Origin of the sequence: Paraburkholderia sp. RL17-381-BIF-C (assembly GCF_046026435.1) — a bacterium.
GTDB lineage: Bacteria > Pseudomonadota > Gammaproteobacteria > Burkholderiales > Burkholderiaceae > Paraburkholderia.
This window is the reverse complement of record NZ_JARESX010000010.1, coordinates 45932-72786: the sequence shown is the minus strand read 5'-3', so window position 1 is coordinate 72786 and position 26855 is coordinate 45932. Positions and strand designations below refer to the sequence as shown.

Annotated in this window: 27 protein-coding genes; 11 read left to right on the top strand and 16 right to left on the bottom strand. The window is 64.5% G+C overall.

Features of this window, described 5'->3' with window-relative positions; all coding sequences use genetic code 11:
- Positions 1 to 100: 100 nt before the first annotated feature.
- The 15 genes from P0D70_RS09360 to P0D70_RS09290 form a co-directional block, all read right to left on the bottom strand.
- Complete coding sequence (locus P0D70_RS09360) at positions 101 to 763, bottom strand: ankyrin repeat domain-containing protein (RefSeq protein WP_408184231.1); 663 nt, start codon at positions 761 to 763, stop codon at positions 101 to 103.
- A 15-nt stretch (positions 764 to 778) separates the two neighbouring features.
- Complete coding sequence (locus P0D70_RS09355) at positions 779 to 1399, bottom strand: c-type cytochrome (protein WP_408184259.1); 621 nt, start codon at positions 1397 to 1399, stop codon at positions 779 to 781.
- Positions 1400 to 1401: 2 nt separating this feature from the next.
- Positions 1402 to 3135: a pyrroloquinoline quinone-dependent dehydrogenase gene (locus P0D70_RS09350; protein ID WP_091803476.1), complete on the bottom strand. Its 1734-nt coding sequence runs from the start codon at positions 3133 to 3135 to the stop codon at positions 1402 to 1404.
- Between the two features lie 271 nt (positions 3136 to 3406).
- Positions 3407 to 4360, bottom strand: a complete 954-nt coding sequence (locus P0D70_RS09345; RefSeq protein WP_408184230.1) for a vWA domain-containing protein — start codon at positions 4358 to 4360, stop codon at positions 3407 to 3409.
- Entirely contained in the window at positions 4357 to 4941 is a 585-nt protein-coding gene (locus P0D70_RS09340) for a tetratricopeptide repeat protein (protein WP_408184229.1), read from the bottom strand. Before P0D70_RS09340 ends, P0D70_RS09345 begins: the two co-directional genes overlap by 4 nt.
- Positions 4938 to 5924, bottom strand: coding sequence for a vWA domain-containing protein (locus tag P0D70_RS09335; RefSeq protein ID WP_408184228.1), 987 nt, complete (start codon positions 5922 to 5924; stop codon positions 4938 to 4940). Before P0D70_RS09335 ends, P0D70_RS09340 begins: the two co-directional genes overlap by 4 nt.
- Positions 5921 to 6757 carry a calcium incorporation protein MxaA gene (locus tag P0D70_RS09330; RefSeq protein WP_408184227.1) on the bottom strand — a complete coding sequence of 279 codons (837 nt, stop codon included), beginning with the start codon at positions 6755 to 6757 and terminating at the stop codon, positions 5921 to 5923. The genes P0D70_RS09335 and P0D70_RS09330 overlap by 4 nt, the downstream gene beginning before the upstream one ends.
- Positions 6758 to 6876: 119 nt before the next feature.
- Complete coding sequence (locus P0D70_RS09325; RefSeq protein WP_408184226.1) at positions 6877 to 7740, bottom strand: DUF58 domain-containing protein; 864 nt, start codon at positions 7738 to 7740, stop codon at positions 6877 to 6879.
- A gap of 3 nt (positions 7741 to 7743) precedes the next feature.
- The gene (locus tag P0D70_RS09320; protein WP_408184225.1) at positions 7744 to 8763 is read right to left on the bottom strand and encodes an AAA family ATPase; all 1020 of its coding nucleotides are present in this window, start codon (positions 8761 to 8763) and stop codon (positions 7744 to 7746) included.
- 210 nt (positions 8764 to 8973) lie between these two features.
- A complete protein-coding gene (locus P0D70_RS09315) occupies positions 8974 to 9558 on the bottom strand; it encodes a DUF3280 domain-containing protein (RefSeq protein ID WP_408184224.1) in 585 nt (194 codons plus the stop codon).
- Positions 9555 to 10517, bottom strand: coding sequence for a LysR family transcriptional regulator (locus tag P0D70_RS09310; RefSeq protein WP_091803496.1), 963 nt, complete (start codon positions 10515 to 10517; stop codon positions 9555 to 9557). Before P0D70_RS09310 ends, P0D70_RS09315 begins: the two co-directional genes overlap by 4 nt.
- A 15-nt stretch (positions 10518 to 10532) precedes the next feature.
- A complete protein-coding gene (locus P0D70_RS09305) occupies positions 10533 to 11306 on the bottom strand; it encodes a hypothetical protein (RefSeq protein ID WP_408184223.1) in 774 nt (257 codons plus the stop codon).
- Positions 11303 to 12214 (bottom strand): substrate-binding domain-containing protein, encoded by a 912-nt coding sequence (locus P0D70_RS09300; RefSeq protein WP_408184222.1) that lies wholly within the window; start codon positions 12212 to 12214, stop codon positions 11303 to 11305. Before P0D70_RS09300 ends, P0D70_RS09305 begins: the two co-directional genes overlap by 4 nt.
- Positions 12215 to 12244: 30 nt before the next feature.
- Entirely contained in the window at positions 12245 to 12664 is a 420-nt protein-coding gene (locus P0D70_RS09295; protein WP_091803505.1) for a c-type cytochrome, read from the bottom strand.
- Positions 12665 to 12834: 170 nt separating this feature from the next.
- Entirely contained in the window at positions 12835 to 14652 is a 1818-nt protein-coding gene (locus tag P0D70_RS09290) for a methanol/ethanol family PQQ-dependent dehydrogenase (RefSeq protein WP_408184221.1), read from the bottom strand.
- Between the two features lie 423 nt (positions 14653 to 15075).
- On the opposite strand from P0D70_RS09290, the gene P0D70_RS09285 reads away from it, so the two are divergent.
- The 9 genes from P0D70_RS09285 (at position 15076) to P0D70_RS09245 (ending at position 23091) form a co-directional block, all read left to right on the top strand.
- Entirely contained in the window at positions 15076 to 15474 is a 399-nt protein-coding gene (locus tag P0D70_RS09285; RefSeq protein WP_408184220.1) for a 4a-hydroxytetrahydrobiopterin dehydratase, read from the top strand.
- A 193-nt stretch (positions 15475 to 15667) separates the two neighbouring features.
- The gene (locus P0D70_RS09280; RefSeq protein ID WP_408184219.1) at positions 15668 to 16696 is read left to right on the top strand and encodes a beta-ribofuranosylaminobenzene 5'-phosphate synthase family protein; all 1029 of its coding nucleotides are present in this window, start codon (positions 15668 to 15670) and stop codon (positions 16694 to 16696) included.
- A gap of 115 nt (positions 16697 to 16811) precedes the next feature.
- Positions 16812 to 17753, top strand: a complete 942-nt coding sequence (locus P0D70_RS09275; RefSeq protein ID WP_408184218.1) for an NAD(P)-dependent methylenetetrahydromethanopterin dehydrogenase — start codon at positions 16812 to 16814, stop codon at positions 17751 to 17753.
- A 43-nt stretch (positions 17754 to 17796) separates the two neighbouring features.
- A complete protein-coding gene (locus P0D70_RS09270) occupies positions 17797 to 18999 on the top strand; it encodes an ATP-grasp domain-containing protein (protein WP_408184217.1) in 1203 nt (400 codons plus the stop codon).
- A complete protein-coding gene (mch, locus tag P0D70_RS09265; RefSeq protein ID WP_408184216.1) occupies positions 18974 to 20023 on the top strand; it encodes a methenyltetrahydromethanopterin cyclohydrolase in 1050 nt (349 codons plus the stop codon). The genes P0D70_RS09270 and mch overlap by 26 nt, the downstream gene beginning before the upstream one ends.
- Positions 20020 to 21054, top strand: coding sequence for an ATP-grasp domain-containing protein (locus tag P0D70_RS09260; RefSeq protein ID WP_408184215.1), 1035 nt, complete (start codon positions 20020 to 20022; stop codon positions 21052 to 21054). The genes mch and P0D70_RS09260 overlap by 4 nt, the downstream gene beginning before the upstream one ends.
- Entirely contained in the window at positions 21047 to 21985 is a 939-nt protein-coding gene (locus tag P0D70_RS09255; RefSeq protein WP_408184214.1) for a triphosphoribosyl-dephospho-CoA synthase, read from the top strand. The genes P0D70_RS09260 and P0D70_RS09255 overlap by 8 nt, the downstream gene beginning before the upstream one ends.
- Positions 21986 to 22086: 101 nt before the next feature.
- A complete protein-coding gene (fae, locus tag P0D70_RS09250; protein ID WP_091803533.1) occupies positions 22087 to 22596 on the top strand; it encodes a formaldehyde-activating enzyme in 510 nt (169 codons plus the stop codon).
- Positions 22597 to 22683: 87 nt separating this feature from the next.
- Positions 22684 to 23091 (top strand): hypothetical protein, encoded by a 408-nt coding sequence (locus tag P0D70_RS09245; protein ID WP_408184213.1) that lies wholly within the window; start codon positions 22684 to 22686, stop codon positions 23089 to 23091.
- Between the two features lie 79 nt (positions 23092 to 23170).
- On the opposite strand, the gene P0D70_RS09240 is transcribed toward P0D70_RS09245, so the two are convergent.
- Positions 23171 to 23695, bottom strand: coding sequence for a dihydroneopterin aldolase (locus P0D70_RS09240; protein WP_408184212.1), 525 nt, complete (start codon positions 23693 to 23695; stop codon positions 23171 to 23173).
- Positions 23696 to 24134: 439 nt separating this feature from the next.
- On the opposite strand from P0D70_RS09240, the gene P0D70_RS09235 reads away from it, so the two are divergent.
- The gene (locus P0D70_RS09235) at positions 24135 to 26225 is read left to right on the top strand and encodes a sigma-54-dependent Fis family transcriptional regulator (protein WP_408184211.1); all 2091 of its coding nucleotides are present in this window, start codon (positions 24135 to 24137) and stop codon (positions 26223 to 26225) included.
- Positions 26222 to 26800 (top strand): flavoprotein, encoded by a 579-nt coding sequence (locus P0D70_RS09230; protein WP_091803545.1) that lies wholly within the window; start codon positions 26222 to 26224, stop codon positions 26798 to 26800. The genes P0D70_RS09235 and P0D70_RS09230 overlap by 4 nt, the downstream gene beginning before the upstream one ends.
- Positions 26801 to 26855 lie beyond the last annotated feature (55 nt).

The window sequence follows — 26855 nt, the reverse complement described above, 5'->3', positions numbered from 1 at the left end:
AGCGCTTCGTTCCGAACGATGAGCGCCGTCTGATGCTGGAGTCGTGGCGCTCACTCTTCTCAACGCATGTGCGTCCGCGCATGCCGGACTCATTCCCGCACTATCCGGCAGATAACAGACGAGCCACCTGATCCGACTTCGTCTGCACCGCGATATCTTTCGCCGTCAATCCCCGATTGTCCTTCATCGCCCGATTCGCGCCGCGTGCGATCAGCAGCCGGACAGTATCCGCGCGATCGTATCCCGCAGCCCACATCAGCGCAGTGAGGTCGTTCTTATAAGGACGATTCACGTCGACCCCGGCATCGAGCAGTTGACTCACCACTTTCGACTGTCCCTGGCCGGCCGCATACTCCATCGCAGTCTTGCCGATGCGATCCGTGGCAAGCGGATCGGCGCCGTGCGCCAGCAGCAGCGCGACGATTTCATCAAAGCCGCCGTACGCCGCGGCCATCAACGGTGTGACGCCCGGCGCGCTGGCGTGCTGAACGTTCGCGCCATGTTCGATCAGCATGCGCGCCGTTCGCACGTCGCCTTTTTTGCACGCGGTAATTAGCGCAGTGTCGCCGATGCGGGTCATGGCATCCACTGCGGCCCCGCGTTGAAGCGCCGCGAGAGCCGACGGCTCGTCTCCGTCTTTCGCGGCCGCAAGCAGTTGCCTGTTTATTTCTCCGTCGTCTTGCGCATGCGCGGGCACGCATGCCCCGAATGCGCCCGCAAGCAACGCGACAACAGCAGTGGTACGGATGAGAGTTTGTTTCACGGCATCGCCTCCCTACTACTGGAGATTGTTGATGTATGCGGCGAGATTGCGAATGTCGTCGTCTGTCAGATTGCGGGTCACACTGGCCATGTTGCCGGCGTCGTTGGTCCGCGTATGCGAACGGAAGTCCTGCATTTGCTTGACGATGTACGGATACAGTTGACCCGAGACGCGTGGAATCTCGTTCTGACCAGAAAAGCCGCCCAGGTGGCACATCGTGCATAACACCTCGGCAGCTTTATTCTTTCCGGCTTCGATGCTGGCGCTATCCGCCTTGAATGGAACGGACACCAGCTTTTGCGCGGCGAAGTAATCAGCCAGATCCTGCATGTCGTCGCGCGAAAGGTTCGCCGCCATCGGCGACATGCGCGGGTCGCTGCGCCGCCCTTCCTTGAAGTCCTTGAGTTGCAGATAGAGATAGCGCGCGCTCTGACCTGCGAGAATCGGATAGTCCGGATTGGTCGAATTGCCCATCGGCCCATGACAGGCCACGCACACCTGCGCTTTCGCTTTGCCCGCCTCGGCGTCGGCGTGCGCGTTCAACGGCAGCCATGCGGCGGCGAACCAACCGCACAGCCATGCCGTCCATGAGCGGCGCGCCGCTCCCCGTGTTCCCCGTAGCATCGGCATGCGCATCGTCATGGCAGTGCAAAAACCACCACGGTGTTGCCGCGCTTGAAGTCGAGCTGGGTATTGCCGCCCGCCGCGACCGCGACGTATTGCTTACCGTGCACCATGTACGACACCGCGGGCGCATTGACGCCGGCGCCGCACTGGAACTCCCAGAGCTTCTTGCCGGTGGCGGAATCGAATGCGCGGAACAGGCCGTTGCCTTCGCCGTTGAATACGAGACCGCCCGCCGTCGCCAGCACGCCGCCTATCAGCGGTTGTTCGGTCTTGAAGTCCCACGCCACCTTACCCGTATCGACGTTGACCGCGGAGAGTTTGCCCCATTGCTGTTCGGCCGCGATCGTCTTGAACGCGCCGCCCAGCCAGAGCTTGCTGCCACCCGGATAGGCCGCGTCCTCGACCTGATACGTCATCGGTTGATGCAGATTGGCCGCATACACGAGGCGCGTTTGCGGATCGAACGCCATTGGCGACCACTCGACTCCGCCGTTCGCGCCGGGCAGCATCCGCGCGCCCGCGGCTGTCGGCAACGTCCACATGTTCTCCTGGGGAATCATCGCCTGCGAATAGCGGATCAGCCGCCCGGTGGCGCGATCGTGAACGTACACGTGGCCGGTCTTGCCGCCGTGCACCACGCCCGGAATCATCTTGCCGTTGGTGTCGCGCACGTCGATCAGCATCGGCGGGCTCACGGCGTCGAGATCCCACACGTCATGCGGCACATACTGGTAGTGCCATTTGTACTTGCCGCTGTCCAGATCGATCGCGACGAGTGAATCCGTATAGAGGTTGTCTCCCGGGCGGATTGCGCCATACAGGTCCGGCGAGGGATTGCCCACCACGAAGAACACCGTATGCGTTTGCCGATCGACGGCGGGCGCCATCCACACACCGCCGCCGAGCGTCTTGTAGAAATCACCCCCCTTCGCGGCGAGCTGTTTTTTCTCGGCATCGATATCGCGTTTCTCGTCGCGGCCAGTCGCATCTTTCGTGGCCCACACGCCTTCCTGGCCGGTTTCCGGAATCGTATAGAACGTCCACAGCAATTGACCGGAGTTTGCATCGAACGCTTTGAGGAACCCGCGAATGCCATATTCGCCGCCGTTCGTGCCAATCAGCACCTTGCCGTCGACGACCGTCGGCGCCATCGTTTCCGAGTAGCCCTGATCGGGATCGGCAATTTGCGTTTGCCACAGCACGTTGCCGGTTTTCGCGTCGAGCGCGACGAGTTTCGCATCGAGCGTGCCCATGAAGAGCCGGTCGCCGGCTATAGCTACGCCGCGATTGTTGGGCCCGCAACAAAACGTCGTGACCGAGCCCATCTTGTGCTTGTAATGCCAGAACTCCTTGCCCGTGACCGCGTCGACCGCATACACGTGGTTAAACGAGGTGGTAATGAACATCACACCATTCGATACGATTGGCGCCGTTTCCATCGACTCGTTGACGGCTGTCTGGAAGATGAAAGCCGGTCTGAGCTTCGCCACGTTCGTCTTGTTGATTTGTGCGCCGCGGTAGTAGCGCGTCTGCGCGTAGGAACCGTTCGAAAGCAGCCAGTCGTTGGACGTGGTGGCCGCCTTGTCGAGTTGATCCTGACTTACAGGCTGCAGCGTCGACGGCACGGGTGAGCTCGTCGTAGTCGAAGTGTTCTGAACTTCGTCAGCGGCAAAAGCAGAGGGTAGGCCGAATGCAATGGCGAGCAGGGAAAGACCAATAGCATCTGGAATGCGAACGAATGGCATGAGCGTCTCCTTGGCTTTTTATTGTTCAAGAATTTCAGCACTGGAGTGCGGCATTCATCCACGCCAGCAATGGCGTAGAAAAGCAGGATGGCACAACCCTCTCAAACAACAAAAGCGTACGATTTAGAACCGTTGATTGCTTTGTCAGAATGGGTCGGCTGCGCACAGACGGGCGAAGGTCATGCCCTCGCCCCAAAAGGCCGGCTCGCTTAAGCGTAGGCGATACGCTCCAAATTTTCCAGACCCTCGGCAGGTAATGAGCAGAGCGGATTTACCCGTATGACGAGTTCGCACGTCCGGCGCTCACGCGACGCGTCGACGAGTGGAACTCCGGTGCGAATCGCCAGGCGAGCAACAGCAACGCGAGCAGCGCGGGACACCAGCGCAAATCCGTCGGCACCGGTTCGCGGTGAGCGAATCGCGCATCGAGCAGGGCCTCGCTCAAGGACGCAGTGCTCGACAGGCGGCGATATCCGAAGCCGATCTGTTCGGCCACGGCGGCAAGGTAGTGCCCGTGCAATTCGGACAGCTCCTCGTGGCTTTCCGCCCGCGTTTCGGATCCCGGCCGCGTGGGTACCTGAATCACGTCCTCTGCCTGCCAGTAGCCGTCACGCCGGCCGTCTGCATCGGTGCGCGGAATGGGCGCGGCCTGATCGCCACCAACGCCGATCAGCCAGCCCTTGACCTGAGCGGGGTTGATGTCCCGCGCCGGTGCATCCGAAGGCAGGATTGGCGGCGCCTCCTGTCCATCGGTGACGAACACGACGGCCGCGCCATGACCGATGTCCTGCGCCACGCGAACCGCGGAATAGACGCCGCCCTCGGCAATGCGGCTCCAGTTGGTCCAGCGCATTCGCCAGTCGATCCTGTCGAGCGAGGACAGTAACGCATCGTAGTTGCTGCAGACTTCGACGGGCGGCAGCAACAGCAACGTCCGCTGACCGGTGAACACACTCCACCCAAGCTTCGACCCGCATGGGAATCGCCCCAGCGCGTCGCGCGCCGCAGCCCGCGCGAACGCCAGGCGGCTCACCGGTGCGTCATTCAGTGCGATGTCCTCGACATCCATGCTCTGCGTAATGTCGAAGGTGACGATGTAGCTGAACGTATTGCGTGGGAGTATCACGCGAGGCATGGCGACCGCTGCGATCAACAACACGAGCGCCACGGGCGTCGTCCAGTGCCGCCGTCCGGAAAGCCCACGCTTCGGCGCGCCGAATCTCATGGCAGATCCTTGCTCTGCGGATCGCTCACCTTGACGTTGTGCTGCGACTTGACCTCCGGCGATTCCGCCGTAGAGTGCGTTTCAGGCGCGAGCCACAGCGCCCGTTCGAGGTTATAGCGCGCATCCCAATCGTCCGGCGCGGCACGCAGCAAGGTCCGGTAGCGCGCCTTGGCCTCCTCGATCATGGCGGCCGACCGGACCGTGCCGGAGCGGCTGTCGCCCATGCTCTCACGCAGGTACATGTTGCCAAGATCGAACAGCGCCGCGCGCCCTACCTCGCCAGATTGCCCGTCGCGGATCAGGTCCTCGAAGAGCGGGCCTGCCCTGTCGTAGGCACCCGCGTTCGACAACGCGATGGCGCGCGCGAGTCGAACCTGGCCGTCCTCGCGTCGACCCTGTTCGTCGCGCGGAGCGCCTGTCGCGGCCGCTTTGCCGGCTGTTTTGGCTGTTTCAGCCGCGACTGCCGCGACGGCCTCATTGACGTGCTGCGCGTGCCGCAGGCGAACCCCGTCATACGCCGCGACACCGGCGCAACACAGCGCGACGGCCGCGAAGATGAGATGAATCGACGCGCGCTTCATGACCAGGCCCGCACCTGAAGCAGCCGCAAAGCCAGCAACAGCGCACAACCGGCCAGCGCGAGCGCGAAACAATACGGGCTGAGATCCTGCCGTGGCAAATGCTCGACAAACGAAGTCCGCGCGTTTTGCTGGCGATTGATCTCGGCCATCGCGTCCTTCATCGCTCGCGCATCGCCGGCCTGAAAAAGCCGGTACGGGGTCTTCAGCGAGAGGAAGAAGCGATGCAACTCGGCTTCGGCCGAAGACTCACTCGCGGGAACCGCAGCGTTCAGATCGGGACTGTAGGTGCCGCTGCGCAAGTAGATAAAGTAAAGCGCGATCTGGTTGCGCATCAGTCCATCCTGAATGAGGCGCCGTACTTCCGCGTCGAGTCTCGCACCACCGTCCGAGACGAGCACGATCGCCCGGCGCCCCGACGATGCCCAGCCATTGAACTCGCCGATGGCCGCCAGCAACCCATGGTCGAGTTGCGTGTCCGGCATGCCGCGACCCACCGCCGTACCTGCAATCGCGGCTTCGATCGCACGGGAGTCGTAGGTAAACGGCATCGCCAGCACCGAGCTCGTGCCGAACATCATGAACGCAAGCCGGTCGTTGGGCCGTTGAGCCACGAAGTTCGTCAACGAAGCGCGCGCCACCTTGTTCTTCGATTCACCCGCCGGCGACTCCACGCCTTTGCTATTCATCGTTTCGTCCATGCTCGCACTGCGGTCCATCAGGATCAGGATCTGGGCTCCGCTGCCGGTACGCAGCACTTGTCGTTGCGAGCGTCCCGGGCCGGCGAGGCCAACCACAATCGCCGCCATCGCCAGCACGGCACTGCCCCGCACGACGAAGCCGAGCCATTGCCCGACGCGATCCTCCGGAAGCCATGCGACCCAGGAGAAGGCCAGCGTGTCGCCGCGTCGCGGCAACAACGGCAGCGCGGCTAACGGCCCGAGAACAAGCAGCCACGGATAGGCGAAGTCGAATGCCGTGTTCATCGCTGATGGCGCTGCTCTGCGCGATACAGTGCGCGGCACAGCCCTCGCAGCGGATAACGGGCGAGCACCGGTGCAGGCGTGAAGAAGCGCTCGGTCGATTGCTGATAGAACTGTTCGAGTTGCGTGCGTAGCGGCTGCAAATACGGCGCTCGCGCGAACAGGCTGGGCAAAGAACCCGCGTGAACGACATGGCCCGCTGTTTCATTCAGTGCGCGGTGCAGGCAGAGCCATGCATCGGCGGACGTGTCCGCGTTCGGCGGGTTCAGCCGCCGCATCTGCCGCCACGCGCGCGCAAACGGCAACCGCGCCGACTCGCGCCAGTTGCGCCACCGCCACCAACCCGCCCACGACAGCAGCGTCAGCAGTAGCAGGCCAAGCGCGAAACTCGCCTGCCGCCGCAGCGGCGCGGTCGGTAGCGCAGGAGCCTGCCGGTCAGGCCGCATCAGTTGCAGGTCACCGGCATCGAAGGCATCGACCTGTGTCGTCGGGCCGATGCTGAGCGGCCACTCCGCGACCTGCAGCGTCGCGCCGGACGCCGAGGTCAATGTCAACGCCGGCAGAGCAATCCTGGTGAGCGTGGGCGCGACGTTGACGATCTGGTAGTCGATTACCATCCAGCGACGACCGTCGGCACCGGTTTCGAACCGGGCGGGCCTCCGTTCCAGCCACTCGTCAGTGCGGCCGACGGAAGGCGGCGCCACCGAACCCGCATCGTGATCGCCGGCGGACAGCAGAATGCGTTGCGTGAGGATATCGCCGAGCAGGTGGCCGAATGCGCGCGGCTGTTGAACCGTTGGCTGAAACACAACGGCCGGCCCTGCGGCGACGCTCATTAACGGCATCGGTGCCAACACCACCACCAACAACCACGCTAGCGAAGAGACAAACCTCTTCGCGACAGATGTCCCGCGCAGCGAACTATATGATCTGCCAGCGCAGCGCCCATCGAGTCTCATGCGATCGTCTCCAGAAAATAGCGCGACATCGCCTCTGGATCAAAAGCACTCTCGATGTAAAACGGCTGCATGCCACGCTTGCCGAACATCGTCGCGAGTTCAGCACGCCGCCGCGCGACAGCCTCGCGCCAACGCGCGCGCACGCTGCCACGCAGCCATAGCGTGCGCTGCCGGGCGGACTCGGCGTCACGGACCGCAAGCAGCGGCGCGCCGTGCGGGGGTGCGATCTCAGCGGTATCCCAAACCACCATCGGCACCACACAGGCATGAACCAGCAAGTCGAGTGCGGCGGGCAATTCCGCGAGCGGCCAGTGAAAATCGGAAACAAGGAAGATCAGCGCGCGCCGCCCGGCCAGCGTCGAAGCGGCGCGTTGCAGTCCGGCAATGCCGCCGCTTCCGGCTGTGTCGCTCGTGCTGTCACGCAACATCGTCGCGAGCAGGTTGCCGACGCCCCGCCCGTATCGCGCCGGCATGAATAGATCGTCACGCGCGGCGTTATCGAAGGCGAGCATGCCCAGCTGATCGCCGACGCGAAACGCGCTATATCCCAACGCCTCGACAAAGTCGGCGGCAACCTGCAATTTCGTCTGGCGCGTGCCGAAGTGCATGGAAGCGGAAACATCGACGATCACCTGCACCGGCACCGCAGCGCGCTGCAAGTGAACCCGCACCAGCCATTCGGAGCGTGCGGCGCGCACGCTGGCGCGCAAATCCAGGCGGCGCGGATCCGGGTAGTCGAAAAGGCGGCCATGCATTGCGAATTCCTGGCCGGCGCCGAAGCTCGATCCCGGATGCGAGCCGGGACGAGAACCGCCTGCGCGCATCGGCAAACGGTAGTGAAATTCGGGGGTCGCGTTCATGGCTCAGGGTACGGCCAGCCTGTTCATGATTTGCGCCGTGAGCGCTTCGGCGAGCTCCTGGCGGCGCAGTTCGTAGATCGGCGTGAAGAACACGCGATGCCCCAGCGCCGGCATCAGCACCGCATGAATATCCTCGGGCACAAGATGCGTACGGCCGGCCAGCCACGCCACCACGCGCGCGGCGCGCAGCAGCGCGCTCATGCCGCGAGGGCTCGCGCCCGCCAGAATGAGGCGATCCATATCGACGCCCTCCAGCGCAATGCCGAAACGCTGTGGCGTCTCCGTTGCCTGCCAGATATCCAGAACGTAGCGCTCGATCGTCTCACTCGACTGCACACTCTCCTGAATGACCGCGCCGACCTGGTTCAACTGTTCCCATGGAACGATCGCGGGCGGCAGTCGCGCAAGCAGCATGTCGACGTCATGGAACGTCGGATCGAATACCAGCGCCCGCCGCACGTCGGGCTCGGTCGGCGTGGGCATGCCCAACTCGAACAGGAAGCGATCGCGCGCGGCCGATGCAAGCTCGAAGGTCTCTTCCTTCTCGACCTTGTTGCGGTCGGCGAAGACCGTCATATGCGGAAAGCGGAATTCGCGATCGAACGCCCACACCGAACGCTCCGCCATCGCGCGCAACAGAAGCGACTGAACCTGCGGGCGCGCGCGATTGATCTCGTTGAAAAAGAACGTGCTCAGCCCCTCGCCGTGTCGAAGCAGCGGACCGGGGTCGATGCGCGGCCTGCCCTCGGCGTCGACGTACGTGTGATAGACGAGATCGCCGGGCATCAGATCGATGGTGCCTTCCACGCGTTCGAACTCCCCGCCCACCACCCGCGCAAACGCGCGCAATACGGTTGTCTTGCCGACACCGACTCCGCCTTCGAGGAGCACATGACCGCGGGCAAACAGGGCGACGGTGATGAGACGGATGATCTGCGGCTGGCCGATCACGACGCGCGAGACTTCATCTTCGATCTGCAGCGCATGCACGCGCCAGTCCTGAAGCAATTCGCCAGCACCCATCGATGCAATCCCCTATAGCAGACAATTCAGGCGCGGGCTCGTCATGAACCCACCAAATGAATGTGCTTCTCATGGCTATGCGCGGACGTCGCCGCATACTCTGTGCCAGTACGCTGCCGGGCGCAGCAGGCGCGCCCGCGCGAGGAACGATGTCAACGTGTCACGTATTCGAGTACACAGTGTGCCGCCGCTGAAGAATCCCGGACCCTCTCACGGTGAAATGCCGCTCGCTGCCGAACCCGCCGCCGCACTGCCGGCAAGCAGTCCGGCCAGCGCCGCTGCGCCGCGGCGCCAGGATACGTCGGTATTGCCGCGGATATCGACCGAACGCTGGAAGACGGTTGCGCCGCTCGCGACATCTTCGACATGCAGGTTGATATTCAGAATCAGGTTGCTGACTTTCTGGACCCAGCACCGGCCGACCTGTTCGACGCCGAGTTTGCGTCCCACCTGCCGCGCACAGTCAGCGCACGCGTTCAGATCTTGCGACGCGCCGAGTTCGGCGATCAGACCGGTGGCGGGCGCATTGTCGGCGACACGATAGCGCTGGGTGTCGCGCAACTGCTCGCGCAGCGACTCGCTGACCATTTCGATGCGCGCTTGCTGGATGCGGTTGGTCGCGGCATCGTTATAGGCCGCGTTATCGTCGATCAGCACGCAATCCATGACCGCGATCGAGGTCGGCGCGCCGAACGCCTGCGGGCACGCGAGCGCCACGCAGATCACGCCGAGGGTCCGCACGTATCGCACGTACGGCACGTATCGCACAAACGCCCCACGTCCTGTCATGCTCATCTCACCACTCCTGATTTCGCGGGCAACGTGGTGTATGGCGCATACTCGCGCTCCAGATAAACGGCGGCCTGCTCCAGCAGGAACTGCCGGAACACCGTGCAGGTCGGCGACAGTTGTTTGGCCCGCAAATGCACGACTTGCCACGTCCGTTCGATCGGCGTGCCGTTCACGTCGAGCAACGCAATTTCCTTGGTACGCAGTTCCAGCAGCAGCGTATGCAGGGAAATCAGACTCACCCCCATGCCGGCCATGACCGCCTGTTTGATCGTTTCGTTGCTGCCGAGCGTGACGACCTTCGCGGGCGTGAAGAGATGCTGCCTGAACATTTCCTCGGCCGCCATGCGCGTACCCGAACCGGGCTCGCGCAGCAGGAACGTATCGCCGCGCAGTTCCTGCAGATCAAAGCGCCGCGCGCCGCATAACGGATGGTCGAGCGGCGCGATCACCACTTGCGGATGCCACGCGAGCGGCTCGGTCGTGGTGTCGAGTTCCGGCGGCGGCCGACCCATGATGGCGAGGTCGATCGCATTGTCCTGCAAGAGGCGTAGCAGCGCGTCGCGATTGCCGACGGAAAAGTGCACATCGACCTTGGGGTACAGGTGCGAATACATGGCGAGCAGCTTCGGCGCGAAGTATGTCGCGGAACTGACTATACCCACCGCGATCGAGCCGCTATCGGCCTGCTTCAGCGAGGTCATCGCGTCTTCGGCATCCTTGATCTCGCCTAGAATGCGGCTCGCGTGGTGGCTGAGCATTTCACCCGCTTCGGTCAACGTGAGCTTGCGCGCAATCCGCTCGAACAGCCGCAGACCCACCGCCTCTTCGAGCTGATGAATCTGCATCGACACCGCCGGCTGAGTCAGATGCAGTTCCTCCGCGGCCCGTGCGAAGCTCGTGTACCGGCTCGCCACCACAAAGATCTGCAACTGACGCAAGGTCAGCGAGCGGATGAAATTCACCTTGGCGCGGCCTCGCTAACGGCTCGCGCGAGGCGCGTCGGAAGGCTTCACCGGCGTAGTCGGCGCGTGCGGCGCGTGCGGCGGCGACGGCAGTTTTTGCAACGCCGCCTGGAAGCTGAGCGTCTCGGTCTGCACCGGATGTGCAAAATCGTTGTTCGCGCCGGGCACGTCGGTGCGGATCAGCGCAACCCGGCCGGGCAGCGAATCCGCGATCAGGAACGTATAGCGCTTGCCGGTGTATTGCGCGAAGCGTTCAGCATTGGGGTCTCCCAGATACGGCTGCACGACGATCTGCCGGGCCTTGACCGTCTTGCCGCCGATCTGACTGGTCACCGTCTCGATCTTCGGCCCCGCGGCGAGCGCGAGCCGCAGACGCTGCTGGAAGTAGCGCCGTTGCCCGCCGGTCAGGTTCTGCATCTCCGTGATATCGCGTTCGAGGAAATAGATGATCACCGGATTGCACTGCAACCCGGCATTCGGCAAGGGCACGGCTCCGCTGTGATCGGACACCTGGGCATCGCCTTTGGCATTGTCCGCGCTGAGCACCAGCACCTTGACGACGTCCGTGCTGTGCGCCGGTTGATTCGAGCTGAGGAACGTGTAGTCGAGCTCGGTCTGCTGCTGCACGCCCTGCAAATGATCCGTCGTGAAGATGAGCCGCTCGGCGGCCGAGATTTCATCGGCGTTCGCGGCAAACGCCGCGGCATGCATCCCACACGCCACGCACGTGACACCCACCGCAAGCACTTGCCGCCACGCGCGGCGCAACCGCATTCGCGCACCCTTCATGGCGACCCGTCCGCGGGCTTGCCGGCCGGCGTGTCGACGGGCTTCAGAAGCGGCACTTCGTAACTCGTGAGAATGCTGTCGATCTTGTCGTGGTTCGCGCCGATCCATTGATCGACCTTGTCCTTCCACGCTTTCTCGCCGTAGCGCACGCCCATCGAGATCGTATAGTCAAAGCGGATCCCCGGCGTGGCGGGGAATGGCACGAGCTTGACCGTATCGCCGGAACGCTTGGCGAAGTAACCCGCAATCGGCCCCCACAGGAACACCACATCGACATTGCCCGCCTGCAGATCCTTTTCGATCATCTGGCCGGGATATTCTTGCGGATCGCCGCTTTGCACCTGATACGAAACCGCCTGATCGATCAGGTCATGACTGAGCAGCCAGTCGACCGCGGGCGTCTGCGAAAAAATGCCGAAGCGCAGTTTGTGCAACTGGTCCGGCGGCAACTTGAGCAGATCGTCCGGCGTGTTGATGCCGGCGAGTTCAGGCCGCTTGGTAAACACCATCGCATACGTGGAACGCAGGTAGGGCTGCGTCGTGGAGGTCATGTCGTAGCCTTTCGGCACGCCGATGATCAGGTCGCACTTGTAGCGCTCCGTCTCGGGCACCTTCTCGCGCAACGTGTGACGCACGAAGCCCATGCGCTGCGGAAAATAGGTGTACTCGAGCTTGTAGCCGAAATCGCTCGCCATCTGGCTTGCAATCCGGTTCTCGTAACCTTCGCCTTTGTTGTTGGACAAAGGCATGTTGTTCGGGTCCGCACAGACTCGCAGCACGCCGTCGGCGCCATCGTTATTCGGCATTGCCTCGCCTTCGGCACGCACCGCGCCGCCTGCCATCACCGCGTAGCACAGCGCGGCGGCGACGAGCGCGACGTGCGTGGGCATTCGTTTGCCATGACGCATCGATAACCTCCTGAAGTAGAGACGCGGGCGCTATTTCGCGTCGATGGCCTGCAGATCGCCGGGCTTGATCTGGCCGTCGGAGCGCCCTTTCAGATAGGCGTAAAGGTTCTCCCAGTTCTTCTGCATCATCTGGCTCGAACTGAAGTCGGGCATGCCCTTGTCGACCCGGCCGCCGAATACGGTGCGGTGAAACTCCGTTTTGTCCAGCGTCTTGAACGCTTCGACCAGCGACGGTCCGACCATGCCCTGCTGCTGCGCGCCGTGACAGCGTTCGCAGGCCAGCGCGCGCCAGGTCTTCCATCCTTGCAGCGTATTGCTGTCGACCTTGCTGCCATCGACCACCTTGTACGCCACCTGGGCAATCGCGGGATTGGTCTGGGCGAACGCAGCGGGCAGTACGATGAAAAAGGCGGGCAGAGCCGCCCGCAACAAGATTGATCGGCCTTTCATATGCACATGTCTCCTTCAAAGTGGGGCCGCGCCTCGCGCGTTTCATCGACGCGTAGACGAAAAGGCGCGGCCCGGATAACTCGTAGACGACTCGTGTGATCGAAGGCGCTGCCGGCTGCCCGAACCTTCACAGGGCAAACCGGCCGCGCGTTTCAACCCGACCCGGCCGTTCAGCTGTTGCCGCCGGGAATGGCGAACACGAACAGCGTGCCGCCCAGTGCCGTGTACTTCGCAAGCTCGCGATAACCGCCCACCGCGCCGAGGCCTTCATTCGACTTCTCGAGGCCCGCCGCCATGCCGATACCGGCCCAGCCGCCAATACCCGAATAGACGCCGATGAACTGCTTGCCCTGATACTCGTAGGTAAACACGTTGCCGATGATTCCCGACGGTGTCTTGAAGCGCCACAGTTCCTTGCCGTCCTTGATGCGCACTGCCTTGATGTAGCCTTCCAGCGTGCCGTAGAAGGCCACGCCGCCCGCGGTCGCGAGCACGCCCGACCATACCGAGAACCGCTCCGGCTTGGACCAGACGATCTTGCCCTTCGAAGCATCCCAGGCAATGAAGTTACCCATCGAGTTGTTGTCGTTCGGGCCCGGATACATCGACAGCGTGGCGCCCACATACGGCTGGCCCGACACGTAGTCGACATCGAACGGCTCGTAGTCCATGCAGACGTGGTTGGTCGGAACGAGGAACAAGCTCGAGCCCGGGTCGAACGCTGCCGGCTGCTGGTCCTTCGAGCCGAGCGCCGCCGGACAGATGCCCTTCACGTTGTGATCCGAGCCGGCTGCCTGCGTCGAATAGGCCGCGTTGCGAATCGGCTTGCCGCTCTTCATATCGACGTGATCAGCCCAGTTCACCGCCGGATCGAACTTCTGCGCAACCAGCAGTTGTCCGGATTCGCGATTCAACGTGTAGCCGAAACCGTTACGGTCGAAGTGGACGATAGCCGGAACCTTCTTGCCGTCGATCGACAGGTCCGACAGGATCATTTCATTCACGCCGTCATAGTCCCACTCGTCGTGCGGCGTCATCTGGTAGACCCACTTGGCCTGACCGGTGTTCAGATCACGCGCGAAGATCGACATCGACCATTTGTTGTCGCCCGGACGTTGCGTCGGGTTCCATGTACCCGGATTGCCGGTGCCGTAGTAGACAAGGTTGAGTTTCGGATCCCACGCGTACCAGCCCCAGGTGGTGCCGCCGCCCAGTTTCCACTGATCCCCCTTCCACGACTTCAGCGACGAGTCCGCGCCCACCGGCACCATCTTGCCGTCGGCATAGGTCGTCGTCTTGTCGGGATCGATCAGCATGTCCTTGTCCGGACCCGTGCTGTAGGCCGTCCAGGCCGGCTTGCCGGTCTTGATGTCATACGCAATGAGACGCCCGCGCACGCCGAACTCGCCGCCGGAGATGCCGGTCAGCACCTTGTCGCCGAACACGTGCGGCGCGTTGGTGTTGGTTTCACCTGCCTTGGGATTGCCGTTTTGCGCGGTCCAGACCACATCGCCGGTTTTCGCGTTCAACGCGACGAGTTTGGTATCCGCCTGCTGCAGGAAGATCTTGCCGTCGCCATAGGCGAGCCCGCGGTTGACGGTATCGCAGCACATCACGGAGACCACCGACTCGTCCTGCTTCGGCAGGTACTGCCAGATGAACGTTTGATCCTTCAGGTTGATGGCAATGACCTTGTTAGGGAACGGCGAGTGGATATACATGGTGTCGCCGATCACGAGCGGCGAGCCTTCGTGGCCGCGCAGCACGCCGGTCGACATGGTCCAGGCGACCTGTAGTTTCCCGACGTTGTTTTCGTTGATCTGCTTGAGTGGGCTATAGCGACGGTTGGCATAATCACCCGCCTGCGCCGCCCAGTTGGACGGATTCTTCATGAGCCCGTCGAGCTGCGAGTCGGCCTGTGCAACGAAAGAACTCAAGGCTGCCGACGCGAGGATCGCGAGCCCAAGAACCGTGGTGCGTAAGTTCATGTCTCCTCCAGAATGGTCTTGCTGTTCAACTCACGAATGACCCACGCTACCTCGTCGCATCGGGCGCGCCTCCTCGAATGCGGGTAACGATCAGCGCCGCTTCCCGATCGTTGCCGGGCTTTATGGCGCATGACGGCCAACGCATATTCCATGCCGGAATCGAACCACCGTGCGCATCCTTCGCCGCCAGAAGCTCGTCCGGGCGCGCCGCGGGGCGAAGCGTGCCGCGCATCGGCAGCGTGGCCGCAACGGCTGCGCCGCCCCGGGTGGGACATACTGTGTCACGCGCCGGTACGAAGCGTGTCCGTCGCGAAGCAGGCAGCAACAGAACGCGCGCACCCAGGGCGCGACCCGTTCACTGGCCTGTCATTTGCAGCGCATCATGTGGTTAAGGGTGGTTCCAACACGTGTGGAGCAACGGTCATGGCAAACGCAGAACAGGTCTACTCCGACGAGGAGATCCAGCAACGCCTCGTCGGCCCGCTACAGCACTGGTATCTGGAAGACGGCTGGCTGCGGCGCAAATACCGCACCGAAGGCTGGAAAGGAACTTTGATGGTCGTGAACGCGGTGGGCCATCTCGCGGAAGCGGCCTGGCATCACCCTGATCTCACGGTCTCCTACGCATTCGTCACCGTGAAGCTCAAGACGCATTCCGCAAAAGGCATCACGGACAAGGACTTCGCGCTCGCCGGCAAGATCGAGTCGTTCATTCAGTGGCAGCCGGGCACTGAAGGCGGGCCCCTCGAAGGCACGCCGACGGACGATCAACGCTTCCGATATATCAAGTACGACAAGCCGAAAACCACCCCGAGCGATTGAAGCGCGCCGCCGCTCGCCGCGGGCCTGGTACGGGTTTCGCTTGAAGTCCCCCGCCGGGCCGCCGCGCCGCGGCACGCGCGGTCGCCGCGGCGGCCTCTTCGAGTATGCCCGCTCATGCACGGCAACTCATGCACGGCAACTCATGCACTGCAAGTCATGCGCGGCCACTCAAGCACGAACAAGGACACTCGCGATGCAGCTTCACGTTCGCCGCCTTCCGCCTCAAGCCACCGTGTCGGTCGACGCGCCCGCGCGGCTGCATCTGGGGTTTCTCGATCCGAACGCCTCGCTCGGACGCGCGTTCGGCAGTCTCGGGCTGGTCATCGACGGCGCGGGCACCCGCGTCGAAGCGCGGCTCGCCGAGCGCGACCGGATCGACGGTGTGGTGACCGATGCGGAACGCGAGCGCATTGCGATCTGTCTGGAACGGCTGCACGCGGCCTATGACCCGACGCCCGTCGCGATCGAAGTGATCCGCACGCCGCGCGCGCACAGCGGCATGGGATCGGGCACGCAACTCTCGCTCGCCGTGGGCAGCGCCTTCGTTCGTCTGCTCGGCCACGTGGCGACCACAGCCGAGCTTGCCAGTCTGCTCGGACGCGGCGCCCGTTCGGGCATCGGCGTACTCGGTTTCGACTCCGGCGGCCTGCTGGTGGACGGGGGACCGTCCGGCGATCTGCATGCGGGCGTGCCGCCTCTGCTCGCGCGCCAGACGTTTCCCGATAGCTGGCGCGTGCTGCTTGTCAGCGACAACGCCCGCGAGGGCCTGCACGGTGCTGAAGAGCGCCGCGGCCTCGCCGCGCTCGCGCCGTTTCCGCAACAACTCGCCGCGCATTTGTGCCACCTCGTGCTGATGAAGATTCTGCCGGGCGCCGCGGAGCGCAACATCGTGCCCTTTGCGCAGGGTCTGACGCAGATGCAGCAAACCATCGGCGAATACTTCGCGCCCGTGCAAGGCGGCGTGTTCGCGAGCCCCGATGTCGAGCGCGCGCTGCGCGCCGTGGCCGCCGAGCGAACCGCGGGCATCGGCCAGACCTCGTGGGGACCGACGGGCTTTGCGATCGTCGCCAACGCGCGCGAGGCCGAAGCTGCGCTCGCCACGGCACGCGAGGCCACGCGCGGACTGCCGCACATCGAATGCACGATCGTCACCGGACGCAATCGCGGCGCGACGGTGCGCTCCGCCGAAGCACGGCAGCAGCAGCACATCGACGCCGCATGATGCGCCTCGGTCCCGCGTTCCGGCCCGCCGATCCGCCAGCCGCGGACAACCCCGCGCCGCCACGAGCCTCCCTTGCGCCTTGCATGAGAAATGTCACTGAAACGAGCCGCCCGCCATGTCCGACACCACTGAAAAGCCCGCTGAAAGACCTTATATCCTGCACATGTTCACGGCCACGCCGCAGATGAGTCCATTCGACGTGAACATGGCCGCCGACGCCGGCTACCAGATCATCGTGCCGTACTGCGGCGTCGATGCGGGGATGGTCGCGAACCTCACTCAGGACGCGATTTTCTCGCGTGGTCCGAAGGGTGTGTCGCGCACCGGCATCTTCATCGGCGGGCGTGACGTCATGCTCGCGGCCGACATGCTCGACAGCGCGCGCAAAGCCATGGTGCCGCCGTTCGAAGTCTCCGTGTTCGCCGATCCGAGCGGCTCGTACACGACCGCCGCCGCGCTCGTCGCGTTGGTAGAGCGGCATCTGGCCAAGGCCTTCGGCATGGAACTGGGCGGCAAGCGCGTGCTGATTCTCGGCGGCACCGGCGCGGTGGGACGTGTGGCCGCGGCCATGGCGGCCTCGCTCGGCGCCGACGTGTCGATTGCAAGCCACAGCGACCCGGCGCGCGCGATGCATGTCAGCGACGACATCAATCAGCGTTTTGGCATCGTCACCAAGGGCGTGGGCACGGCAACCCCGGCAGAACTGCGCGCCGCGTTGGGCGAGGCCGAAATCGTGCTCGCCACGGCCATCGCCGGCGTGCAGGTGGTCGGCACCGAGGATCTCGCGCATGCCCGGCATCTGCTGATTGCCGCGGATGTGAACGCCGTGCCGCCGGAAGGCATTGCGGGCGTCAACGTGATGAACGACGGCAAACCGATCGGAGGCGTGCCGACGGCGGGCGGCGCCATTGGCATCGGCGCGCTGGCGATCGGCAATGTCAAATACCAGGTGGAGCATCGTCTCTTCATCCGCATGCGCACCGGCGGCAAGCCGGTCTACCTGGGTTTCCCGCAAGCCTTCGACGAGGCCCGCGCCGTCGCGGCTGGCCTCGGTTGAGCGTGCTGCGTCGCACCCGCGCGTTACCACGACCCGAGTCGCCATGAAGCCGCGCCCATTGCTCCCGCACGCGCCGTTCGTCGTCGTGGCGGGACTGTCCGCCCGCATGCTCGCGCAGTCCGCCGCGCGCGCCGGCCTGCGCGTCGCCGCGCTCGATGTGTTCGGCGACCGCGATACCCGTGAGGCGTCCGAGTTGTGGTTCGACATTGGCGGCGGGCCATTGGCGATCGACGGGCAGCAACTCGCCGCAGCGCTCGAACGCACCGCGCGTTTGCCGGGCCTCATCGGCTGGATCGACGGCAGCGGGCTCGAGCCGTTCGTCGCGCACTTGTGCGCGATACCCGGCCTGCCCCGCTTCATTGGCAATCCTGTGGAAGCGAGCGCCGCGGTGCGCGAACCGCAGCGGTTTTTCGCGCTGCTGGACGCGCTGGATATTCCGCATCCGCCGGTCGCCTTCGCGCCGCCCGCTACCACGCAAGGATGGCTGGTCAAACGCGCGGACGGTTGCGGCGGCACCCATATCGAGCCGGCCTCGGCGTTCGGCGATGCGCGCGTGCCCGCGCAAGCCTATTTCCAGCGCCGACGTGACGGGCGCTCGCTATCGGCACTATTCATTGCCGCTCGCGGCAGTGCGCGCGTGCTTGGCTTCGCGGAGCAACTCACCTGCGCAATGGGGCATCTGCCTTTCGTTCATACCGGATCGATCGGTCCGATCGATCTGCCGCCGAGCGTGGTGGCACGCGTGCACGCGGCCATCGCCGCGCTTAGCGCGCAGACCGGCCTCACCGGCATCAATAGCTGCGACTTTCTGCTCGACGGCGACGCGTTCGAACTGCTCGAAATCAACACCCGCCCCTCGTCGACGATGACGCTCTACGAGACCGCGTCGCCGCACGCGTGGCCGCACGGCCTGCTCGCCTGTCATATCGAAGCCTGGCGCCACGGCCGCCTCCCGGCCGCGCCCGCTGCGTCACCGTGGCGGGCGGGTCAACAGGTGCTATTCGCGCCGCGTCCGCTCGCCGTCTCCCAGTCCTTCAGCGACGCCTGCCTGCGCGACCCGCTCTGCCGCGACGTGCCCATGCCCGGCATGCGGATCGACGCCGGCGACCCGGTCTGCACGCTGCTCGTGCGCGCAACTTCGGTGGACGCCGTGCGGTACGCGCTCGCCGCGCAGCATGCGCTCGTTCTGCAACGAATCGAAACCTGTCATGAACCCGACTATGCCTTCATCCAATGCCACTCCTGACGCGCCGCAACCGCCGCAACCTCCGCAGCCGCCGCTCGCCGGTGCTGCCGCGCTAAGCGTCAACGCGCTGAGCGAGCGTCTCGTCAGCCGTCTGGTCGAGGACGCCGTGCGCTTCGGCGCGGCCATCACCCACACGGAACACGGCACCGTGCTGGTCGACGCGGGCGTCACGGCGCCCGGCAGCGTCGCGGCCGGCGTGCTGATTGCGCGCATCTGCATGGGCGGCCTCGGCCACGTCACGGTGCGCGAAAGCCTGGACGCGCAGCCGCTGTGGCCCAGCATGATCGAAGTGCGCACCTCGTGGCCGGTGCTCGCCTGCCTCGGCAGCCAGTACGCCGGCTGGAGCCTGTCGGCGACGAAGGAACAGACCGGCGGCAAGAAGTTCTTCTCGCTCGGTTCGGGTCCGGCGCGCGCGCTGGCGGTGAAGGAGCCGCTGTTCGCCGAACTCGGCTATCGCGACCGGCACGAGCGCGGCGTGCTGGTGCTCGAGGTCGATCGCCTGCCGCCGCAGGTCGTGATCGACAAGGTGCTGCACGACTGCGGCCTCGCACCTGAGCGGTTGACGCTCATTACCACGCCGACACACTCTGTCGCGGGAACGGTACAGGTGGTGGCGCGTGTCGTCGAGGTTGCGTTGCACAAAACGCATGTGCTCGGCGTCGCGCTGGACGAGGTGGTGGAAGGCGGCGGCTCGGCGCCGCTGCCGCCTCCCGCGCCGGACGGCATTCAGGCAATGGGGCGAACCAACGACGCGATCCTGTACGGCGGCCGCGTGCATCTCACCGTAAAGCACGATGCCGTGGCCATACAGCTCGCCGAGGAATTGCCCGCTTCCACTTCACGCGATTACGGCCGCCCTTTCGCGGACATCTTCACGTCGTTCAATTACGACTTCTATCAGATCGATCCCGCGCTGTTCGCGCCCGCCGAAGTGTGGGTGAGCAGTCTCGAGAGCGGCGCGACGTATCACGGCGGGCGCGTCGACGCGGCATTGCTGCACGACCAATGGGGCGGCAAGCCATGAGCTTCCCCGAGCCTCACGCCGAATCCGTCACCCCGCGAGCGACTCTGCGCATCGCGATCATGACCGACGAAACGGGCTGGCATACCGGACGCCTGAAAAAAGCCTTCCGCGCGCGCGGCGCGGAAGCACGCTGCATCGATCTGGCGGATTGCCGGATCGACACGACGTGGGAACCGCATGGCCTGGTGCTGCCGGGCTTCGGTCACACGCTGCCGGACGCGGTTTTCGTGCGCGGCATTGCCGGCGGCACCTTCGAGCAGGTCACGTTGCGGCTGGGCATCCTGCATGCGCTGCGCGAGTCCGGCGTGCCGGTCTACAACGACGCGCGCGCGATCGAGCGCAGCGTCGATAAATCGATGACGAGTTTTCTGCTGCACCGCAACGGCGTACCGACGCCCGCGACATGGGCCGGCGAATCGGCGGCATTCGCGCAGCGCGTGCTGATGCGCGAAGCGGCGGCCGGACGCCACGTCGTGCTCAAACCGCTGTTCGGCTCGCAAGGCCACGGACTCAAACGGCTCGGCGCGGGCGGCCCCCATGCTGGCGCGCTGGCCCCTCTGCCCTCGCTCAAACCGTATCAGCAGGTTGCGTATCTACAGCGCTATATCGATGGCGGCCGCCCGGGTTTCGACTGGCGCGTGCTGGTGATCGGCGGCCGCGCCGTGGCGGCGATGCGGCGGGTCGGCGGCAAGGGCTGGATTCATAACTTCGCGCAAGGCGCGACATGCGAGGCGGCCGAACTCGATCTGCCGCTCGCGCAAACCGCGGTGCGCGCCACCGAGGCACTCGGACTCGACTATGCGGGCGTCGACCTGATTCCCGATCCCCAAGACGCTGCCCGGCCGCTCGTGCTGGAAGTGAACGGCGTGGCGGCATGGCGCGGCCTGCAGTCGGTCACGCCGGTCGATCTCGCCGCGGCGCTCGCCGACGACCTGCTGCAGCGCAAGCTGCCCGCGCAGCGCCGCGCCGTCAGTGAGCCCGCGCAAACCGGCGAGGCCGCCGTCGTGGCGTTGCATGGACGTCATGGCTGAGCCTCCCTGTTCCGTCGCAGTCGACGAGGTTCACGCCGCTTTCCTCGCGGCCTGCCGGCTCGATGTGGAAACGCCCAAGCCCGGCAACGTCAGCGTGCAAAGCGCCGGCCACGGCATGCGCGCAGCCCAGTTCATCACTAGCGCGCAGGCCGCCGCCGATGCGCTGCTCAACCGCGGCGCGCCGGTCGGCCAGCGCGTGCTCGATGCGCTGACCCGCACGCGCGACGCGGTCGGCTGCAACACGAACCTCGGCATCCTGCTGCTCGTCGCCCCGCTCGCCGCGGCGCTGGAGGACACCGTGCGCCCGCTGTCGGCCAACGCCTGGCGCACGGCGACCACACGCGTGCTCGCGCGGCTCGATATCGACGACGCGCGCCTCACGTACCGCGCAATTGCGCTCGCCAACCCCGGCGGTCTCGGCGAAGCCCCCGAGCAATCGGTCCACGAGCCGCCCACGGTCAACCTGCGCGAGGCGATGACGCTCGCCGCCGGACGCGACAGCATCGCCCGTCAATACGCGGAGGGCTTTCGCGACATCTTCGAAACCGGGCTCGCCGCGTATCGCGAGATGCCCGCCGATCAGCCGCACGTCGCGACCCTCAATGTGTTTCTCACCTTTCTCGGCCACTGGCCCGACTCTCACATTGTGCGTAAGCAAGGTCGCGCCGTGGCGCAGAGTGTCACGCTTGCGGCACGCGAACGGCACGCGCAATGGCGCCTCGCGCTCGCGCAAAAGCACCCTGACGCGGCGGCTCAACCGCTCAATGCATGGGATGCCGAACTGAAGGCGAGCGCGATCAACCCCGGCACCAGCGCGGACCTGACCGTGGCGACGCTGTTCGTCGCCGGCTGCCTCGCCTGCGCCTGCAGCGCTGGCGCATCGCCACGCGAGCGGCGCGAACCGCGCACTGGCACGGATCCTGTTAGTTAGTGCCACCGTGCATCAACCAGCCGCCCGGCGATCGGGCAATACGATCGCCACCGGCGGCATGTCAGTCAGCAAGTCCGTATTCCACTCATCGGAGGAACAGAATGGCCAAGATCAATCGCGTGCTGATAGGAGAGTCGCTCGTCGGCGACGGCAACGAGGTCGCACACATCGACTTGCTGATCGGACCGCGGGGTTCGGCTGCGGAAACCGCATTCTGCAATGCGCTCACCAATAATAAGGATGGCTTTACATCGCTACTTGCCGTCATCGCGCCAAACCTCCTCACCAAGCCGAACACGATTCTGTTCAACAAGGTGACCATCAAGGGCGCCAAACAGGCCGTGCAGATGTTCGGCCCCGCGCAGCACGCCGTTGCGCTCGCTGTCGCAGACAGCGTCGAGGACGGCACGATCCCGAAGGACGAGGCGGACGATCTGTTCCTGTGCGTCGGCGTCTTCATTCACTGGCAGGCGGAAGACGACAAGAAGATTCAGGAGTTCAACTACAAGGCAACGCGTGAGGCGATCCAGCGCGCGGTTGCCGGTGAACCGACTGCCGCGGAAGTCGTGGCGAAGAAGGGCAGCGTCGCGCACCCGTTTGCCCCGAACTGAGTGTGCGCGAGTTCGCGTGAATGCGACGGGCGCCCGCCGTTACGCGGGCCCCGGGCTGAAGCGCGAACTCTTTGATAGAGGCATGAGATGACCATACGATGTCGTGCGCTGGCGGCCTGTGCCTGCATCGCGCTCGCGGTACCGCTCGCCTGGGCGGACGGCGACACGCCCACGGCGCCTGCCCCGGCGGGGGGCTACAACTACCCGACGCAGGGCCGCGTCGAATACGTGTTGAGTTGCATGGACGACAACGGGCACGATTTCGTGAACGTCTATAAATGCTCGTGCGTGATCGACAAGATGGCCGCCAAGCTGTCCTACGATGACTTCGTCGCTCAGGCGACGTTCTCGAAGTACGCAACGTTGGGCGGCGAAGGCGGCTCGGAATTTCGGGTCGACCACGCGAAGGCGCAGACGAAGAAATTCCGCACGTTGCAGACGGAGGCCTATCACAGTTGCGGAATAGGCTCCGACAAAACGGCGTCGGCGAAATAGCCGAGCGTGTGACGCGTGTGAGGCGTGTGAGGGCCTTGGCGCGCGGAGCCGGCAACGGCGCCGCGCCGCTCTGTCGCGCTCAGTTCGGAATCAACCCTGCTCCAAGCGACGCATACCCCACGAGACTCGTGGCCGGTTGGGCCATATCGCTGCGCTGCCGCTCGATCTGCACGCCGACGGCCGCCACGTCATCGAACTTGGCGGGTTTGGCGAGCGCCACACGCACCCAATGAGCGCCGAAGTCGTTGATCAGCAGGCGCGCCACCGCTTCGGCAAGCGCTTCGAGCAGGCGCACGCCGTGCGAGGCGAGCAGCGCATGCAGCGCATTGCGTACCGCCGCATAGTTGATCGTGTCCTCGATACGATCCGTCGTGCATGCACGGATCGCGGGAACCCCGATCGCGAGGTTCATCCTCACCGGCTGCAGCACATGTTGCTCGCTGCTGTCGATACCGATAATCGTCTGACCGATGAATTCCTCGATAAAAACGATGTCCATCCGCCCGGACCGCGCGCCGGTAGCGGGCGAATCGGATGGGACAGCGGCGCCCGGCGCGCCGGCAGCGGAGAAACTGGCAAGGCGAACGGCATCGATACGGTCCATGGTGTACTCCGCCGCAGTGCGGCAAAAAATTCAGCAAGACGAGTTAGCAGAAGTGATTCGGGTAAACGCAAACGGGTAAACATAAAGCAGGTCAGGTGACAGCACGCGCAGCACTCTGCGCCGAACCTGCAACACTCTCCCTGCTGCCGGCGGGCCGGAAACGCTCTTCACGGCATGGCTTCGGGAAAAGCAAAAATCGGGCACGCCATGTAGGCTTATGGCGACTTCTTATTGAACGGGAGCGACATCCGGCGTACAGTTTTAAGCCGACGCCTGACATAACGGCGAATCACTCGGTGCGCATACGGACCGCAGAAGCCGCGGCGCAAGGGGAAGACAGTATCGATAAAGCGGCACTCGTGGCGCACATCGCGAAGCAGAACTCATGCAACGCAATGCGGACCGGCGCGCACGAACTGACGCAACGGAGACAGGCCCTATGTCGTTGCTTGCTGACAGCACGCTGCACGTCCGCGAAGTTCTGAACGTCGTCAACCATCAGTTGGCAACGCGACCGACGAGCGAACCCGTCGCTCAATCGTGGGCGCGCTGCATGAACGAATTCCAGCTCGACCCTTCCCGTTTTGTCACGCCCCCGGTCCTGACGGACTACGAACTAAGCTCGCGCCGCGATGCCATGGGCGATCTGATCGCGTGCTCGAAGCTCGAAATGACCACGCTTTATCAGCAACTGGCCGATCCCGAACTGGCGGTCGTGCTGGTCGATGCGGGTGGGATGATCGTCCATCAGGTTTCGTCGGTGCCTTTCGCTGAAGCCGTGGCGGCAGACGGCTTTCGCGTCGGCGCCTTGTGGAGCGAGCGCGAAGCCGGCACGAACGGCATGGGCACGTGTCTGGCCGAACGCGACTGCATCGCCGTGTGCCAGCACGAACATTTCTATCCGCGCTATACGTCGCTCACCTGCTCCGCCGCGCCGATTTTCGACGACCGCGGCGAGATTGCCGCCGTGCTGGACGTGACGAGCCGCTCGAAGCTGCTCCAGCAGCATTCTCTGGTGCTCGTGGGCATGTCGCGGCAAATGATCGAAAACCGCCTGCTGGATGCGCGTTACCGGCACGCGAACATGATCCACTTTCACAGCCGCCCGGAATTCGTCGGTACGCTGCACGGCGGCAAACTGGCGGTCGCGGACGACAGCACGGTGCTCGCCGCGAATCGCAGCGCCCTCTTTCAGCTCGGTTTCCGCACGCTCGGCGAATTGCGCGGCCGGCGCATCGAGGAAGCCTTCAATGCATCGCTCGAAGACATGATCGCGCGCAGCATTCGCGGGTCGTTTCATCCTGTCACCGTGTATAGCGCGAACGCGACCAACCGCTTCTTTCTCGTCGCGCAAACGCCGCAAAGCAGCGCGGGGCGCGGCACCAGGGTGGCGATGACAGCGCCGGCCGCGCGCGCCAGCGCCGTCGACAAACGGCCGGCGCCGGCCCGGCTCGACGAAATCGCGCACCTCGAATTCGGCGACCCGCGCATGGCTTCGCAAATCCAGCTTGCGGCGCGCGTGGTCCAGCGCAAAATCCCGGTGATCATCCGCGGGCAAACGGGCACCGGCAAGGAAGTTTTCGCGCAGGCGCTGCACAGCATCAGCCCGCACGCGGCGGGCCCGTTCGTGCCGGTGAACTGCGCGTCGCTGCCCGAAAACCTGATCGAAAGCGAACTGTTCGGCTATCGTGCCGGCGCGTTTACCGGCGCTCAGCGCGAAGGGCGGCGCGGCAAGATCGTGCAGGCCAACGGCGGCACGCTCTTTCTCGACGAAATCGGCGACATGCCGCTCTCGTTGCAGGCGCGGCTTCTGCGCGTGATCGAGGAACACGAGGTCACGCCGCTCGGCGCCGAAACGACCATCAAGGTCGATTTTCAGCTCATTAGCGCGAGTCACCGCAATCTGCTCGAACTCGTGCATAGCGGGCAATTCCGCGAGGATCTGTATTACCGGCTCAAAGGCGTCGAACTGAATCTGCCGCCGCTCGCGGAACGGATCGACAAGCTCGCGCTAATTCATCATCTGCTCGAAAACGAATCCGACGATGAACCACCCGAGTTGACCCCGGAAGCCGAACACGCGTTGCTGACCTATGCGTGGCCCGGCAATATCCGCCAGTTGCGTCACGTGTTGCAGATGGCTATCGCGCTGTGCGACGGGCAGCCGATCCGCTGCGAAGACCTGCCTGCCGAAGTCACGCAACGTGGGTCGGAAACCGGACTGGTGGCGGCTTCCCGCACGGCGGTAGTGGACCCCGAACCGCATCTCGCCGACGAAGCGGATCTTTCCGCGCTCAATGCGATCCAGTTGAACGAACGCGGAACCGTTCTCACGCTGCTCGACGAGCATCGCTGGAATGTCAGCAACGTCGCCAAGGCGCTCGGCATCAGCCGCAACACGCTGTACCGGAAGATGCGCCGGCTGCACATCCGTCTGTCGCACGACGGCTCGGCGCTCGACGGCGCGCCGCCCGACGGACTGTCACCCGACGATTCGCCCTCCGAAGAATCGCCGCCCTGTAACGCATGACCCAGGCGCCCGCTCGCAATCTCGCGGACTTCAAGCCCGATGCGCGCTTCGCATGGTGCGTAACCGGCTCCGGCCACTTGCTCGACGAGTCGATTGCGCTCGCACTCGAGTTGCCGCGCGTCGACCTCTTCCTTTCCGCAGCCGCGGAAGAAGTGCTGCCGCTTTACGGCTGGCCGCTGCCGACCTTGCGCAAGCACTTCCGCGTGTTTCGCGACAATAGCGCGAGCGGCGTGCCGGTCGGCATGCTCTATCACGGTATGTATCACACGGTCGTGATCGCGCCGGCCACCAGCAATACGGTGGCCAAATGCGCGTTCGGCATCTCCGATACGCTGCCGACCAATATGTACGCGCAGGCGGGCAAGCAATGCATTCCGGGCATTGTCTTTGCATGCGACACGGAACCGACCGTGGTCACGCAAAGCCCGAACGAATGGGTCGAACTGCGTCCGCGGGCGATCGAACTCGACAACGTTGAGCGCCTGTCGCGCTTCGAATACACGACGCTCGTCCGCTCGCTGGATGAACTGAAAGCGGCGCTCGCTGAACGCTTGTCGACTCTCGATCTCGCATAAATCTCGCATGAAACAGCCCCCACGCGCCTTGCGGTCGCGGCTCGCCGAGTGGGAA

What these genes read in the sequence shown, in the direction of transcription:
- P0D70_RS09355 (WP_408184259.1), bottom strand. Translation starts at nt 1,399, where the DNA reads ATGCGCATGCCGATGCTACGGGGAACACGGGGAGCGGCGCGCCGCTCA.
- P0D70_RS09350 (WP_091803476.1), bottom strand. Translation starts at nt 3,135, where the DNA reads ATGCCATTCGTTCGCATTCCAGATGCTATTGGTCTTTCCCTGCTCGCC.
- P0D70_RS09345 (WP_408184230.1), bottom strand. Translation starts at nt 4,360, where the DNA reads ATGAGATTCGGCGCGCCGAAGCGTGGGCTTTCCGGACGGCGGCACTGG.
- P0D70_RS09340 (WP_408184229.1), bottom strand. Translation starts at nt 4,941, where the DNA reads ATGAAGCGCGCGTCGATTCATCTCATCTTCGCGGCCGTCGCGCTGTGT.
- P0D70_RS09335 (WP_408184228.1), bottom strand. Translation starts at nt 5,924, where the DNA reads ATGAACACGGCATTCGACTTCGCCTATCCGTGGCTGCTTGTTCTCGGG.
- P0D70_RS09330 (WP_408184227.1), bottom strand. Translation starts at nt 6,757, where the DNA reads ATGAGCGTCGCCGCAGGGCCGGCCGTTGTGTTTCAGCCAACGGTTCAA.
- P0D70_RS09325 (WP_408184226.1), bottom strand. Translation starts at nt 7,740, where the DNA reads ATGAACGCGACCCCCGAATTTCACTACCGTTTGCCGATGCGCGCAGGC.
- P0D70_RS09320 (WP_408184225.1), bottom strand. Translation starts at nt 8,763, where the DNA reads ATGGGTGCTGGCGAATTGCTTCAGGACTGGCGCGTGCATGCGCTGCAG.
- P0D70_RS09315 (WP_408184224.1), bottom strand. Translation starts at nt 9,558, where the DNA reads ATGAGCATGACAGGACGTGGGGCGTTTGTGCGATACGTGCCGTACGTG.
- P0D70_RS09305 (WP_408184223.1), bottom strand. Translation starts at nt 11,306, where the DNA reads ATGAAGGGTGCGCGAATGCGGTTGCGCCGCGCGTGGCGGCAAGTGCTT.
- P0D70_RS09300 (WP_408184222.1), bottom strand. Translation starts at nt 12,214, where the DNA reads ATGCGTCATGGCAAACGAATGCCCACGCACGTCGCGCTCGTCGCCGCC.
- P0D70_RS09295 (WP_091803505.1), bottom strand. Translation starts at nt 12,664, where the DNA reads ATGAAAGGCCGATCAATCTTGTTGCGGGCGGCTCTGCCCGCCTTTTTC.
- P0D70_RS09290 (WP_408184221.1), bottom strand. Translation starts at nt 14,652, where the DNA reads ATGAACTTACGCACCACGGTTCTTGGGCTCGCGATCCTCGCGTCGGCA.
- P0D70_RS09285 (WP_408184220.1), top strand. Translation starts at nt 15,076, where the DNA reads ATGGCAAACGCAGAACAGGTCTACTCCGACGAGGAGATCCAGCAACGC.
- P0D70_RS09280 (WP_408184219.1), top strand. Translation starts at nt 15,668, where the DNA reads ATGCAGCTTCACGTTCGCCGCCTTCCGCCTCAAGCCACCGTGTCGGTC.
- P0D70_RS09275 (WP_408184218.1), top strand. Translation starts at nt 16,812, where the DNA reads ATGTCCGACACCACTGAAAAGCCCGCTGAAAGACCTTATATCCTGCAC.
- P0D70_RS09270 (WP_408184217.1), top strand. Translation starts at nt 17,797, where the DNA reads ATGAAGCCGCGCCCATTGCTCCCGCACGCGCCGTTCGTCGTCGTGGCG.
- mch (WP_408184216.1), top strand. Translation starts at nt 18,974, where the DNA reads ATGCCTTCATCCAATGCCACTCCTGACGCGCCGCAACCGCCGCAACCT.
- P0D70_RS09260 (WP_408184215.1), top strand. Translation starts at nt 20,020, where the DNA reads ATGAGCTTCCCCGAGCCTCACGCCGAATCCGTCACCCCGCGAGCGACT.
- P0D70_RS09255 (WP_408184214.1), top strand. Translation starts at nt 21,047, where the DNA reads ATGGCTGAGCCTCCCTGTTCCGTCGCAGTCGACGAGGTTCACGCCGCT.
- fae (WP_091803533.1), top strand. Translation starts at nt 22,087, where the DNA reads ATGGCCAAGATCAATCGCGTGCTGATAGGAGAGTCGCTCGTCGGCGAC.
- P0D70_RS09245 (WP_408184213.1), top strand. Translation starts at nt 22,684, where the DNA reads ATGACCATACGATGTCGTGCGCTGGCGGCCTGTGCCTGCATCGCGCTC.
- P0D70_RS09240 (WP_408184212.1), bottom strand. Translation starts at nt 23,695, where the DNA reads ATGGACCGTATCGATGCCGTTCGCCTTGCCAGTTTCTCCGCTGCCGGC.
- P0D70_RS09235 (WP_408184211.1), top strand. Translation starts at nt 24,135, where the DNA reads ATGTCGTTGCTTGCTGACAGCACGCTGCACGTCCGCGAAGTTCTGAAC.
- P0D70_RS09230 (WP_091803545.1), top strand. Translation starts at nt 26,222, where the DNA reads ATGACCCAGGCGCCCGCTCGCAATCTCGCGGACTTCAAGCCCGATGCG.